The organism is Thalassospira sp. TSL5-1, from assembly GCF_001907695.1.
Lineage (GTDB): Bacteria > Pseudomonadota > Alphaproteobacteria > Rhodospirillales > Thalassospiraceae > Thalassospira.
Map to the genome: position 1 here is coordinate 133,827 of NZ_KV880638.1, position 13,682 is coordinate 147,508.

Sequence of the window (13,682 nt, forward strand, 5' to 3'; positions counted from 1 at the left end):
TTATATAAGCCAGAAAATGGCTCAAAGCCCTTCAAACAGCGGGGTCGAAAGATACCGTTCCGCAAAGGACGGAATGATCACGACAATCCGTTTGCCTTCATTTTCCGGCATCTGGCCCAGTTCGATGGCGGCAGCCACCGCCGCACCCGACGAAATCCCGGTCGGAACGCCTTCAAGGGCGGCCAGCTTGCGAGCCGTCGAGAACGCGGTTTCATTGCCAATCGTCATGACCTTGTCGATCAGTTTGGTATCAAGATTGCCCGGAATAAACCCGGCACCAATACCCTGAATTTTATGCGGTCCCGGTGCACCACCCGAAATCACCGGGCTGTCTTCGGGTTCAACGGCAATAATCTGCACGTCAGGATTTTTTTCCTTCAGCACGCTGGCAACACCGCTGAGCGTACCGCCCGTGCCTACACCGGCAACAAAGATATCAACCTTACCGTCGGTATCCTTAAGGATTTCCTGTGCGGTGGTATTGCGATGGATTTCCGGGTTGGCGGGGTTATCAAATTGCTGGAGCATGATGGCGCCGTCAATTTCCTGGGTCAGTTCTTCCGCACGGGCAACCGCCCCCTTCATGCCTTTGGCCGCCGGGGTCAGGTCAATTTCCGCACCCAAAAGCATCAGCATCTTGCGCCGTTCCAGCGACATGCTTTCGGGCATGGTCAGGATCAGCTTATATCCCTTGGCCGCCGCAACAAATGCCAGCGCAATACCGGTATTGCCCGAGGTCGGCTCAACCAGGGTCGCACCTGGTTTAATGCGGCCGTCTTTTTCAGCAGCCTCGATCATCGCCAGACCAATGCGATCCTTGACCGATGCCAGCGGATTGAAAAATTCCAGCTTGCCAAGAATCTCTGCCTTGGCCCCTTCGGCATCGGCAATACGCGACAGGCGCACCAGCGGTGTGGCCCCAATGGTATCGATGATGCTTTCATAAATCTTGCCGCGAAACTCAGTCATGATTTCCTCGCATTTTTGTGTGTATTACAAATCAACACATATTGTATCTGTATTTAATCCAAGTTTACCCCAAGTCAAAGAGTCCACAAGGAATATTTACATTTCTTCGGCACTGCGTCGCCATTTGCCAATGTGCAATCCATGCAAATTGCGAAATTGTTCTGTGGTATAAAGCCGTACCACAAGCGACCTGATCGAAAAATCAGATGATAAAATCCGGCGATTCCTCGATCCCGCTGCGCAAACCGGCATCACGGGCACGGTTACACAAATCTTCGACCGTAATATGTTCCAGCTGCTTCATCATCGTATCCTGAAGCTCCCGCCACAAGGGTCGCACCACTTCCTTGCCCAGCGGCGATCCTGCCGGATCCTCGATCGGATCTTCCGATGTTTCCATCGAGCGAATCACCGCAACAATATCGGCAAGGGTAATACGGCGCCGTTCCCGTGCCAACCGATAGCCCCCGCGCGGCCCGCGCACACCGGTCAAAATATCGGCCCGTACAAGCTGTTGCAGGGTCTGTTCCAAATAGCGTTTGGGAATCCCCTGCCGGGCGGTAATATCCCGGCTCTGGACCGGTTCACCTGCCGCGTTATAGGCAATGTCCACCACAGCTTCGATGGCAAACAGCATCTTTTTTGAAAGTTTAAGCATCGTTTCTCGTTTGCTCCCTCGATTATGCCTGTCCTCGCAGCCACGAGATCTGCGCTGAACATTCATTCGGGTTTTGGGTCAGGCCACACCTGTTGACCCAAAACCACCTTCTCCGCGTTCGGTGGCATCAAGGTCCGCCACCACATTCCATCCAACCTGGGTCACGGGCGCAATCACCATTTGCGCAATGCGCATGCCCCGTTCGATGCGAAAATCCCCGTCACCAAAATTGATCAAAATAACTTTGATCTCGCCGCGATAATCCGCATCAATCGTGCCGGGGCTGTTTAACACCGTGACACCATTTTTCGCCGCCAGCCCCGAACGCGGGCGCACCTGGGCTTCAAATCCGGCGGGCAGGGCAATGGCAATGCCTGTTTCGATCATGGCGCGCTTGCCCGGCGCAATCACCACATCGGCATCAATGGCGGCAAGCAAATCCACCGCTGCCGCCTGTGCCGTGGCATAAGCGGGCAGGGGCAAATCCCGGCCATGATCCAAAACCTTCAAATCAACAGACAACGTCGTCATTCACATATCCTGTTTCGTCTTTACATGTTCTGCGCACGGCACCAGGCAGCACCGGGTCGTATTCCGGGGTATATTTACGTGTCAAAATGCCGGGCAATGCGGGAAACCAGTGTTCTTGCCACCGCGATTTTGCTTTGCTTGGGCCAGACCTCGTCACCTGTTGCCTCATTTCCGGCAATCAGATGGATTTCATTATTGTCACCGCCAAAGGTGCCGCTATCGGGCGCAACATTATTGGCCAATATCCAGTCACATCCCTTGCGCGCCCGTTTGGCGCGTGCATGGTCCACAACATTTTCGGTTTCGGCGGCAAAGCCCACCACCAACGCCGGGCGCAACGGGCCGGTTTGGCTGATGGTTGCCAAAATATCGGGGTTTTCGGCAAATTGCAGAACCGGCAAGGCCCCGTCACCGGTTTTCTTTATTTTCTGTCCGGCCTGATCCTTGATGCGCCAATCGGCAACGGCAGCAGCAAAAATCGCAATGTCAGCAGGCATTTGCGCCTGCACCGATGCCAGCATATCGCGCGCGGTTTCCACGCGCACCACATTCACACCCACAGGGTCCGGCAGGTTGACCGGGCCGGAAACCAGCGTCACATCGGCCCCGGCACGCGCCAGTTCGGCGGCAATGGCATGGCCCTGCTTGCCTGATGACCGATTGGCAATATAACGCACCGGGTCAATCGGCTCATGCGTCGGGCCGCTGGTGACAACGGCCTTTTTTCCGGCAAGCGGTTTTGGCCCTTCCTGACGGGCGAAAAAATCCTGCACGGCGGCAATGATTTCGGCCGGTTCGGCCAGCCGCCCGGTGCCGGTTTCCCCACAGGCCAAATCGCCGCCTGCCGGGCCAATACGCAAAATGCCCCGACTTTCCAGCGTGGCAATATTGGCCTGGGTGGCGGGATTGTTCCACATTTCGACATTCATGGTCGGCGCCACCAAAACCGGCTTGTTGGTCGCCAAAAGGGCGGTTGTCGCCAAATCATTGGCCATGCCCGCCGCCATTTTTGCCAGAATATCGGCACTGGCCGGTGCCACCAGCACCAAATCCGCCTCGCGTGACAGCCGGATATGGCCCATCTCGGCTTCATCCGTCAGGGAAAAAAGATCCTGGTAAACCTTGTTTTCGGTTAACGCCGACACCGACAACGGGGTGACAAACTCGGCCCCGCCCTTGGTCAGGATGGCACGGATCGAGGCCCCCTGATCGCGCAAACGGCGGATGACTTCCAACACCTTATAGGCGGCAATACCGCCCGAGATGATTAAAAGTATGTTTTTTCCTGTTAGCACTGTGGATGGCCATTATTTACGTTATCGAACTGTGGATAACCTAGCGCGTTGCGGTTCAACACGCAATAGCCGTTATTTCGCTATAAAAAACGAAAATGATACGTAAATAAGGGAAAACCCCGGAATTAACCGGGGTTTTTCAGTCCTTCAGGAACGGTATAGAGCATACCCAACCAGCGCCAGCGCCCATCCGGCCCGGCAGCCGTGCAATTGATCCGCCAGCGCCCCGGCGAAACGGGGCCATCCAGGCGCACTTCCACCCGTTCCTCGCCCAGGCGGCTTAGGGTGGCGGTCCCATCGGACGGATAACATTGCACATCCCTGGCCGGTTGCAACAGGGTAAACCCGAAGGCGGGCGGGTTACGGCTCAGGGTATAATCCGCCGGCGTCAGGTCGGAAACATCCAGCGGCAGGGAATTTGCCGCCAGTTCAAACCGGTCTAACGAGCCATAATGTTCATTGAGCGCAAAGCGTGGCAGATAGAACATATCGGCGCTTTTATCAAACCCGCCGCTTTGCTGACCAAAGGCGGCCTTATAACCGGCATCGCGCACCGCCTGCTGCACTTCGCTGCTGGCTTCGCCATAGGGGTAAGCAAACAATTCGGGCACAAAACCCAGTTCCTGTTTGAACCGCTGGGCCGATTTTGCCAGTTCCGCCTTCACATCTGCAATCGGGATAGAGGATAAATGGGCGTGGCTGTCACTATGACCGCCAATTTTTACCCCCTGCTTGACCAGATCGCGCACCATATCCCAGGTCATATAGCTTTCATAACCATCATCAAGCTGGCTGGTGGAGACAAACACCGTAACCGGCAGCCCTGCCTTTTTAAACATTGGCCAGGCCTGGGAATAAAAAGTGCGATAGGCATCGTCCACCGTAATGCCAATCGCGCGATCGGGCAGGGCCTTGCCATTGGCAATCGCCGCAACAATATCGGCGACATCCATCACATGATATTTGGGTTTTTCCAGCTCGGCGATATGGGCCGAAAGCTGATCGAGCTTGATATTGGTCGAAGGATATTCGCTTTCGCCAAACCGGTGATACATGAACACCACCGCCGAGGAATCGTCTTTGCTGGCGGATGGCTTTGCTGCCGTATCGCTGCTGGCACTGGCCCCCGTACCAGAGCTGACATCCGCCGCCTTTTCCATATTGGTGTCAGATTGCGCCCATGCGGGTACCGCCAGTCCAAAAACCAGTGCTCCTGCGGCCAAAAACAGCGCGCTGCGCATTCTGGTATCGTGATGTTTTTCTGCTTTTGCCCGTGCGCGACAGCACCAATTATTCTTATTCATCTGCATTGGTTTTTCCATGCCATTCAATGATATGTGCATCGATTGCGCGATATGAAACAGCGCCATTATCGCGACATTGTGGCAAAGCACGATAACGCCTTTGCTCGTTCCCCGATATTTTTGTGGTCTTCGGCATTTGATTGCCATTAACTACCATAAAACCTGTGTTGATTATATGCGCCACAGGTATCGTTCCATAGGATGCCGTTATCGTACTTGGCTATACCTCTCCCAACCCGAAATAGATGCGCGAACCACAGCATCACAAGTCCGGCCTTCTCATTGCCACCTTAATTGCATAGGCTCTTCTTAAGAGGTTGATTACTCTTGAATTCTGAACAATCCGGAAAGTTTTCGCAATGATTGATCAAAAAGCTCTCGATATCCTGTTTCATGATGCACGCAGCCATAATGGCTGGCTGGATAAAAAAGTGGACCGCGCCCTGTTAAAACAGGCCTGGGATATTGCCGTGATGGGCCCCACCAGCGCCAATTGTGAACCGATGCGTGTTGTCTTTGTCGAAAGCAGCGACGCCAAGGCCCGGCTTGAACCGCTGATGGCCGAAGGCAACCGCGCCAAAACCATGACAGCCCCGGTCACAGCCATTATCGGCCAGGACATGGAATTTTACGAAAAGCTACCCGCGTTGTTCCCCCATGCCGATGCCCGTTCGTGGTTTGTTGGCAATGATGACCTGATCAAGGCTACCGCCTTTCGCAATGCCAGCCTGCAAGGCGCCTATCTGATTATGGCATTACGCGCGCTTGGTCTTGATTGCGGGCCGATGTCCGGCTTTGATGCCGATGGGGTTGATCGCGAATTTTTTGCCGGTACCGCCGTCAAAACCAATTTCATGATCAATATCGGCTATGGCGACCCTGCAAAACTGTTTGATCGCAGCCCGCGCATGGCCTTTAACGAGGGTGCCAGCATCATCTAACGCGCTAAAAAGGCGACTCCATCCGATGCCGCCCTGTTTTCAAACGCGGCGGCATTTTTCATATGAAAAACCCGATATTTTTCAATGAATTGAAAACTGTCATCTAAAGTTGATTTGATATTCACTCTTACATCATCATGGTAGGCCAAATTTGTATCGCCATTTTGATGCAGGCGTTTTGATCTGGAGAAACCCTTGGGCTTTCGGCAATTGCTCGCGACAGCGTTCGCACTTAACATTCCACCAACTGCCATTCTGGTCTTGCTGGCCGCATCCGACCAGATTGCCTGGGGACTTGCCATCATTGCTGCCGGGGCATCCTGGCTGGGCATTGTCGGCCTGCTGCGCATCTATTTCAAGGATTTGCGAGCTGTGGCGCGTTACGCTGCCACCCTGCGCGATCATTTTCGCGGCACCCCGCCCCAACGCCTGACATTCGAGGCCGCCGCCGAGCTATCCTCGCTTTATACCCAGATCTCAACCGCCTTTCGCGAACGCATCCTGACACTTGAGGCGCAAACCAGCACCGATGCCGAAATTCTCGATCATTTGCCCAATCCGGTGATTATGGTCAATCGCCAGCGCACGGTAACCGGCTTTAACCAGGCGGCAAAGTCGCTGTTTCACAATCTGGAAACCGGCTATGACCTGACCCGGTTCATCCGGGACCCCATTTTGCTTGATGCCTTTGATACAGTTTCGTCTGGCCGTCGCAAAATGCAGCATACGGAATTTGTGCTTTCCAGTGACGCACAACGCCATTTTGACGTTCTGACCGCCCATTTGCCCGCCGAAACCGGCAACCGCAATTTCGTGCTGTCCTTTAGTGATTTGACCGAACTGCGCAAGGTCGAACAGATGCGCGCCGATTTCGCCGCCGATGCCGGGCATGAATTACGCACCCCGCTTTCCGTCTTGCTGGGTTTCATCGAAACGCTGGAAGGCCCGGCCAAGGATGACCCCGATGCTCTGGGCCAGTTCCTGCCGGTGATGCGCGATCAGGCGCAACGCATGCAAAGCCTTGTTGAAGATTTGCTGTCGCTTGCCCGCATCGAACTTAACGAACACACCCCGCCATCGAACGATTGTGATGTCAGCACCATTATTGACAAGGTGGCAATGGCGCTCAAGGTCAAGGCGGATGCCAAAAACATGACCATCCGTGTGACCTCCAGCCTGGAAAACACACACACGATTGGCGAAGAAAAGGAACTGATCCAGGTTTTCCAGAATCTGATCGAAAACGCCATCAAATACGGCCATCAGGACAGCACGGTCGATGTCAAACTTGATCTGGCGAAAAACCCGCCAGCAGCCCTGGCGCGCTATCGTCACAGCCGCATCATGGCTGTTTCGGTATGCGACCAGTCCGATGGTATTGCCCGGGAGCATTTGCCCCGTCTGACCGAACGTTTTTACCGTGTCGATACCGCGCGTTCGCGTGCTGTCGGCGGCACCGGCCTTGGCCTGGCCATTGTCAAACATCTTGTGCAGCGCCATCGCGGCACCATGACCATCGATAGCGAAGTGGGCAAGGGATCGGTCTTTACCGTCTATCTGCCCGCCCAAATCGGCGATAACGTGCATAAACTTCATCGGGCGTGACAAAACGCCTCTTATCGTGACAGGTCTGCATCATAGGTTGTCAAAACCCAATTTGGCAGGATCGGTGCGGCCTGCACAAGACGGCCATCGGCAAACAGCAAAACCTGCTGCGGCGGTTGGTTAAGCCTGGAATTATCAAAAACCATACCCCGATCCGCACGTAAAACGGCATCCCGAATCAACGGCTGCCCCCGATCATAGCGCGCCCGGATTTTATCCTCGGGCACATCATGTCCGCCTTCGCGAGTACGTTCCCTGACTCGCGCCACCGAAAGATCGGCACTCTCCACACCCACATGCGCAACGATAACGATATAGCCCCGCCCTTTGGCATCATCGATAAACTGCAACTTGGAAGGATGGGAAAAAACGGTTTCCGTTGCGAAACTTTTCCGCAGTTCCAGCATTCTGGATCGGCGATCATCCGCAATCCTTGCAGCGTCATAAGAAGCCGGCAACGAACGGTCCTGTAATTCATCTCGCTGGATTATATCCGCATTGATGAAAGGGCCCGCAAAATGCGGGGCAATACGGGTCTGATAAAGGGTGGACTTACCAGCCCCGTTTGGCCCGGCCAGCAAAACAAGGCTGGGTTTCATGCGGCATCATCATCTTTGGCAAAACACAAATTACCGCCTGCATCCAACCCAACGCCCTGACCCAGTTTTCGGCGTTTGGCAAAAAACGCCTGTTCCGAATCAGACGGTTCAGCCATTTGCGTGACAAAGCTATCAAGCCACAATGCTTCTTCTTCGCTGCTCAATTCGGTTGTATCGCGGGCACCCTCAAGTGCTGCCGTAATTTTGGCATGGTCAAAACTGCCGGAATGTTCAATTGCCCGTCCGATTTTCAGCCAATGAGTGATCTGCCCGGCAACAGAACGACTGTGAATATCCGCCTCATGTCGAACCAGGGCCATAATCTCGTCAGACAGTTTCACAGATTGCGGCATGATCACCTCCTTGCTCTCATCTGACTAAAGGTGGCAAAATTCCACCTGATTAAAAGGTAGCAAAATGCCACCTCCTTATCAAGATTTCGGCACGCCGTCCCCCAAAAGCGTTTTTTACCAAAAGCAAACGCAAAAGGCCGACGCGATGACCGCGCCGGCCTTTTAAAATTAATCATGCCGGTCGGAAAACCCCGACCATTACGATTAAAGAATGAATTTCGACAGATCGGTGTTTTTCGACAGTTCCTCGACCTGATCGCGCACATATTGCGCATCGATCACGACCTTTTCACCCGAACGGTCGGTGGCGGTAAAGCTGATTTCATCGAGAAGCTTTTCCAGAACCGTATGCAGGCGGCGCGCCCCAATATTTTCAACGGTTTCGTTCACCATTGCCGAAATGCGGGCGATTTCGTCAATCGCATCATCGCTAAATTCCAGCGTCACATCCTCGGTCCCCATCAGGGCGATATATTGCTTGATCAGCGATGCTTCGGGTTCGAGCAGGATGCTGCGGAAATCAGCTTCCGTCAGGGCCTTGAGCTCAACACGGATCGGCAAACGACCCTGCAATTCCGGCAGCAGGTCCGACGGTTTTGCCAGATGAAACGCCCCAGAACAGATAAACAGCACATGGTCGGTTTTCACCGTGCCATGCTTGGTGGAAACCGTGGTGCCCTCGATCAGGGGCAGCAGATCGCGCTGTACCCCTTCACGCGACACATCACCCCCACGTTCGGACCGTGCAGTGATCTTGTCGATCTCGTCGAGGAAAACAATACCGTTCTGTTCGACATTCTCGATGGCTTCGGCTGTCACCTTTTCCATATCGAGAAGCTTGTCGGATTCTTCCTCGATCAGGCGTTCAAAGGCATCGGCAACGCTCATGCGTTTGGCCTTGGTCTGGCCGCCAAAGGCTTTGCCGAACATATCCGACAGGTTCAGCATCCCCATCTGTGCGCCCGGCATGCCCGGTACGTCGATGGTCGGCATCGAGGTTGCGGCACTTTCCTGGACCTGAATCTCGATTTCCTTATCCTGCAATTCACCTTCGCGCAGTTTCTTGCGGAATTTCTGGCGCGTTTCGGCCGACGCATTTTCACCAACCAGGCTATCAAGGATGCGTTCCTCGGCCTGCAATTCCGCCTTGGCAGTGACTTTGCGTTTCATCATCGAGCGGGTCAGATCGATGGAAACTTCCAGAAGGTCACGAATGATCTGCTCCACATCGCGCCCGACATAACCGACTTCGGTAAATTTGGTCGCCTCGACCTTCAGAAAGGGCGCATCGGCCAGCTTGGCAAGGCGGCGGGCGATTTCGGTTTTACCCACCCCGGTCGGGCCGATCATAAGAATGTTTTTGGGCAGAACTTCGCCGCGCATCGGCTCGGTCAGTTGCTGGCGGCGCCAGCGATTGCGCAGGGCCACCGCGACGGCGCGCTTGGCCTCTTTTTGTCCGATGATGTGGCGATCAAGTTCTGAAACAATTTCGCGCGGGCTGAATTGCTGTGTCATGTATTTTGGTCCGGTTTGTAACGCGGTGATCCCCATAATGGGCAATCACGACGCAGATGACAGACGTCTCGCTCAGGCGACGTCCTTTGCCTCATCGATTTTTTCAAGCGTGATACTGCCATTTGTGTAAACACAAATCTCGCCGGCAATCTTCATGGCCCGGCGGGCAATTTCCTCGGCATCCATATCCTGGTCAATCAGGGCGCGGGCCGCTGACAGCGCATAATTCCCGCCCGATCCAATGGCGATAATGCCATCTTCGGGTTCCAGCACATCGCCCATGCCTGTCAAAACCAGTGAAATATCACGGTCAACAACGGCCATCATCGCTTCAAGACGGCGCAGATAACGATCCGTCCGCCAGTCTTTTGCCAGTTCGACGCAGGCACGCATGGTCTGGCCGGGGTGGCGCTCCAATTTGGCTTCAAGCCGTTCGAGCAGGGTAAAGGCATCGGCAGTGGCCCCAGCAAAGCCGACAATAATGTCCTGCTTTTGGCCGATACGGCGCACCTTGCGGGCATTGCCCTTGATCACGGTCTGGCCCAAGGACACCTGCCCGTCACCGGCAATCACCACCTGATTACCCTTGCGAACGGACAGAATCGTCGTCCCGTGCCAGCTTTGCTGCGATTGATCGCTCATGAAAACTTCCTGAAATTGGCCTTTACATGTTCCGGTCAAGAGTTAGCACGTAGAAAGGCAGGGTCAAGGGGTTGGGCGTGGCTGGCTTGCCAGACTGTGCTGTTTTTAACCCCGGATGCTTTTTGCGGCCATTGGGTATGCGGTTAAACTGGCAATTCAGATGCGATGTTGCTAAATAACCTGCTGACAGACGCATTGATTTTGCAGGAAAGGAGCTTTGCATGCGCAAGGCCCGCGTAGAGCGCAATACCAACGAAACCCGGATCACCGCCGAAATCAATCTTGACGGCACCGGTGTCTATGACATCGAAACCGGTGTGGGTTTTCTGGATCACATGCTTGAACAGCTTTCACGCCACAGCCTGATGGACCTGACGGTTCGCGCTAAAGGCGACCTGCATATCGATTTCCATCATACCACCGAAGATTCCGGCATCGCGATTGGCCAGGCTTTTGCCAAGGCACTGGGCGACAAAAAAGGCATCACCCGTTATGGCAGCTGCCTCCTGCCAATGGACGAGGCCTTGACCCGCGTTGCGCTGGATATTTCCAGCCGCCCTTACCTGATCTGGAATGTCACCTTCACCCGCGATAAAATCGGCGATATGGACACCGAACTGTTCCGCGAATGGTTTCAGGGCTTTGCCCAGGCGGCGGGCATTACGCTGCATGTTGAAAACCTGTATGGTGAAAACAATCACCATATTATCGAAAGCAGCTTTAAGGCGCTGGCACGGTCCCTGCGCGATGCGATCGAAATTGATCCGCGCAAATCTGATGCCATTCCGTCAACAAAGGGTGTTCTGGGCGGGTCATTGTAAACGCCCTGTTTTCCGGCCTGCCTCCCAGGCCAATCCATTCCGGGGTCTATTAACCGGTTCCGGGACGAAAGTCTGAATTTCGATGAAGGTTTACACCGTTCATATCAACCCCGGCCAGGCCGATCCGATCGAGAATGCGGTACTGGTGCGTGAAGGTTTCAATTTCTGGGCATTTCTGCTGACCGGCCTGTGGGCGCTTTTTCACCGGCAATGGCTGGCCTTTATTGGCCTGCTGGTGGTGTCCGGCCTGGTCAACCTTGCGATTCATCTCGCCAATGGCGGCCCGGAAATGGACTTTTTGCTTAATATCGTGGTTTCCATCGGCTTTGGCCTGGTTGCCAATGACCTGCGTCGCCGCAAACTGGCAAAGCAGGGCTGGAAAATGGTGGAGATCATTGCCAGCCATAGCGAACAAGACGCCCTGCACCAATATGTCCATCGGGCGGTGAAAAATACCGCCATCACCCCAACCCCTGTTTCGTCCTATTACGGGAGCAACCCCACCCCATGACCGTCGCGATTATTGATTACGGTTCAGGCAATCTGCGTTCTTGCGCCAAGGCATTCGAGCGTGCGGCCCGCGAAAACAACCTTGCCCTTGATGTTGTCGTCACCGACGATCCGCATCATGTCCGCGATGCCAGCCATATCGTATTGCCCGGTGTTGGGGCCTTTGCCGATTGCCGTGCCGGCCTGGATGCGGTGGAAGGCATGGTGGACATGCTGGAAGAACAGGTCATTAAGGGGGGCAAACCCTTTTTGGGCATTTGTGTTGGCATGCAACTCATGGCAAAGGTCGGTCGCGAATTTGAAGATACCGACGGGTTGGGCTGGATTGACGGCGAAGTGGTCGCGATTGAACCCAACGATCCGTCGCTTAAAATTCCGCATATGGGCTGGAACGAATTGCTGCTGGATGATACCGGGCAGCAGCACCCGGTTCTCGCAGGTATTTCCAGCGGCGATCACGCCTATTTTGTCCATAGTTTTCACATGCACATCGATAGCCCGTCACAGCGTCTGGCCCGGGTTGATTACGGTACCGAAATTACTGCAATTGTGGGTCATGACAATATGATCGGCACACAGTTTCACCCGGAAAAAAGCCAGAAAACAGGATTGACCCTGATCGGGAATTTCCTGGGATGGAGACCATGAGCGGACCCAGCGTTACCCTGAATCCGAATGTTTTTGCCGAACATGTGACCGAGCTTTCGCCCGGCGACCTGTCGGACATTGTTGATGCCTGTATCCAGGCCATTGTCGAGGGCGGTGGCTTTGGCTGGCTAACCCCGCCCGGTCGCCCGGAAATGGAAAAATACTGGCGCGGCGTTTTGCTGATGCCCGGTCGGCATTTGTTTGTCTCGCGCGTCGACGGGGTCATTTCGGGGGCGGCACAACTTTTGGAAACGCCGGCCAACCTTGAATCCCAACGCCATTCCGCGCAAATTACCGGGCATTTTGTCGCCCCCTGGGCACGGGGCCGGGGCAATGGCAAGGCGATTGTGCGCGCAATTGAATATTTTGCCCGCCAAAAGGGCTATAGCGTGCTGAAACTGGATTTGCGCGAAACCCAAACAGCTGCCATCGCCCTTTATCACAGCATGGGATATGTGCGCTGGGGCATTAATCCCTATTATGCCATGATCGACGGCAAAATGGTCGAAGGCTATTACTACACCAAGAAAATACAGGAATCCGAACAGTGAACCTTTATCCGGCAATTGACCTGAAAGACGGGGCCTGCGTTCGCCTGTTGCGCGGCGATATGGACAAAGCCACGGTCTTTAACGACGATCCCGGCAGCCAGGCGGGCGAATTTGTCGATAAAGGCTGCCATTGGGTTCATGTGGTGGACCTGAACGGGGCCTTTGCCGGTGAACCCGTGAACGGGGCAGCGGTTGATTCCATTCTCGCGGCCGTTGGCGCACGCGCCAAGGTGCAACTGGGCGGGGGTATCCGCAATATGGAAACCGTTGATTACTGGCTGAACAAAGGCGTTCACCGCGTTATTTTGGGCACGGTGGCGCTGCGCAACCCGGACTTTGTTAAGGAAGCCTGTGCAAAATGGCCGGGACGTATTGCTGTTGGCATTGATGCCCGCGATGGCTTTGTTGCCGTGGAAGGCTGGGCCGAAACATCGGAAATCACCGCCCTTGACCTGGCCCGGAAATTCGAGGATTGCGGGGTAACGGCGATTATTTTCACCGATATTGACCGGGATGGGGCAATGGGTGGCCCGAATATCGACTCAACCGTCGCCCTGGCCAAAGCCATTTCAACCCCGGTCATCGCCTCGGGCGGGGTCTCCTCGCTGGAAGACCTGCTTGCCATCAAGGCCCAGGCCGATGCCGGGATTGACGGCGCCATTTCGGGCCGTGCCCTTTATGATGGCCGCATTGACCTTGCCCAAGCCATTGCCGCGCTGGCATAACGACAGGAAGATGAC

16 protein-coding genes are annotated in these 13,682 nt (G+C 54.7%); 7 read left to right on the plus strand and 9 right to left on the minus strand.

Annotated features, from left to right (window positions below; translation table 11 throughout):
* Positions 1-21: 21 nt before the first annotated feature.
* From cysK to LF95_RS10125, 5 genes are all read right to left on the minus strand, one after another.
* The gene (cysK, locus tag LF95_RS10105) at positions 22-969 is read right to left on the minus strand and encodes a cysteine synthase A (RefSeq protein WP_073955050.1); all 948 of its coding nucleotides are present in this window, start codon (positions 967-969) and stop codon (positions 22-24) included.
* Between the two features lie 202 nt (positions 970-1,171).
* Positions 1,172-1,627, minus strand: coding sequence for an RrF2 family transcriptional regulator (locus LF95_RS10110; RefSeq protein WP_073955051.1), 456 nt, complete (start codon positions 1,625-1,627; stop codon positions 1,172-1,174).
* Positions 1,628-1,705: 78 nt separating this feature from the next.
* On the minus strand, positions 1,706-2,158 hold the full coding sequence (gene dut, locus LF95_RS10115) for a dUTP diphosphatase (protein WP_073955052.1): 453 nt from the start codon (positions 2,156-2,158) through the stop codon (positions 1,706-1,708).
* Between the two features lie 74 nt (positions 2,159-2,232).
* The gene (coaBC, locus tag LF95_RS10120) at positions 2,233-3,453 is read right to left on the minus strand and encodes a bifunctional phosphopantothenoylcysteine decarboxylase/phosphopantothenate--cysteine ligase CoaBC (protein WP_073955053.1); all 1,221 of its coding nucleotides are present in this window, start codon (positions 3,451-3,453) and stop codon (positions 2,233-2,235) included.
* A 125-nt stretch (positions 3,454-3,578) separates the two neighbouring features.
* Entirely contained in the window at positions 3,579-4,757 is a 1,179-nt protein-coding gene (locus LF95_RS10125; RefSeq protein WP_252509727.1) for a polysaccharide deacetylase family protein, read from the minus strand.
* Between the two features lie 359 nt (positions 4,758-5,116).
* Here LF95_RS10125 and LF95_RS10130 point away from each other — a divergent pair, with 359 nt between their 5' ends.
* Together LF95_RS10130 and LF95_RS10135 are read left to right on the plus strand one after the other, a co-directional pair.
* Positions 5,117-5,698: a malonic semialdehyde reductase gene (locus LF95_RS10130; protein ID WP_073955054.1), complete on the plus strand. Its 582-nt coding sequence runs from the start codon at positions 5,117-5,119 to the stop codon at positions 5,696-5,698.
* Between the two features lie 195 nt (positions 5,699-5,893).
* Positions 5,894-7,303, plus strand: a complete 1,410-nt coding sequence (locus LF95_RS10135) for an ATP-binding protein (RefSeq protein WP_073955055.1) — start codon at positions 5,894-5,896, stop codon at positions 7,301-7,303.
* 11 nt (positions 7,304-7,314) lie between these two features.
* On the opposite strand, the gene LF95_RS10140 is transcribed toward LF95_RS10135, so the two are convergent.
* The 4 genes from LF95_RS10140 to hslV form a co-directional block, all read right to left on the minus strand.
* Positions 7,315-7,902 carry a zeta toxin family protein gene (locus LF95_RS10140; RefSeq protein WP_073955056.1) on the minus strand — a complete coding sequence of 196 codons (588 nt, stop codon included), beginning with the start codon at positions 7,900-7,902 and terminating at the stop codon, positions 7,315-7,317.
* Positions 7,899-8,255, minus strand: coding sequence for a TA system antitoxin ParD family protein (locus LF95_RS10145; RefSeq protein WP_073955057.1), 357 nt, complete (start codon positions 8,253-8,255; stop codon positions 7,899-7,901). Before LF95_RS10145 ends, LF95_RS10140 begins: the two co-directional genes overlap by 4 nt.
* Positions 8,256-8,459: 204 nt before the next feature.
* Complete coding sequence (gene hslU / locus LF95_RS10150; RefSeq protein ID WP_073955058.1) at positions 8,460-9,770, minus strand: ATP-dependent protease ATPase subunit HslU; 1,311 nt, start codon at positions 9,768-9,770, stop codon at positions 8,460-8,462.
* 72 nt (positions 9,771-9,842) lie between these two features.
* Positions 9,843-10,412 (minus strand): ATP-dependent protease subunit HslV, encoded by a 570-nt coding sequence (hslV, locus tag LF95_RS10155; RefSeq protein ID WP_073955059.1) that lies wholly within the window; start codon positions 10,410-10,412, stop codon positions 9,843-9,845.
* 221 nt (positions 10,413-10,633) lie between these two features.
* On the opposite strand from hslV, the gene hisB reads away from it, so the two are divergent.
* The 5 genes from hisB (at position 10,634) to hisA (ending at position 13,667) form a co-directional block, all read left to right on the plus strand.
* Entirely contained in the window at positions 10,634-11,233 is a 600-nt protein-coding gene (gene hisB, locus LF95_RS10160) for an imidazoleglycerol-phosphate dehydratase HisB (protein ID WP_073955060.1), read from the plus strand.
* A gap of 82 nt (positions 11,234-11,315) precedes the next feature.
* On the plus strand, positions 11,316-11,744 hold the full coding sequence (locus tag LF95_RS10165) for a DUF2628 domain-containing protein (protein WP_073955061.1): 429 nt from the start codon (positions 11,316-11,318) through the stop codon (positions 11,742-11,744).
* A complete protein-coding gene (gene hisH, locus LF95_RS10170) occupies positions 11,741-12,391 on the plus strand; it encodes an imidazole glycerol phosphate synthase subunit HisH (protein ID WP_073955062.1) in 651 nt (216 codons plus the stop codon). Before LF95_RS10165 ends, hisH begins: the two co-directional genes overlap by 4 nt.
* A complete protein-coding gene (locus tag LF95_RS10175; protein ID WP_073956164.1) occupies positions 12,388-12,942 on the plus strand; it encodes a GNAT family N-acetyltransferase in 555 nt (184 codons plus the stop codon). Before hisH ends, LF95_RS10175 begins: the two co-directional genes overlap by 4 nt.
* Positions 12,939-13,667: a 1-(5-phosphoribosyl)-5-[(5-phosphoribosylamino)methylideneamino]imidazole-4-carboxamide isomerase gene (gene hisA / locus LF95_RS10180; RefSeq protein WP_073955063.1), complete on the plus strand. Its 729-nt coding sequence runs from the start codon at positions 12,939-12,941 to the stop codon at positions 13,665-13,667. The genes LF95_RS10175 and hisA overlap by 4 nt, the downstream gene beginning before the upstream one ends.
* Positions 13,668-13,682: the final 15 nt, after the last annotated feature.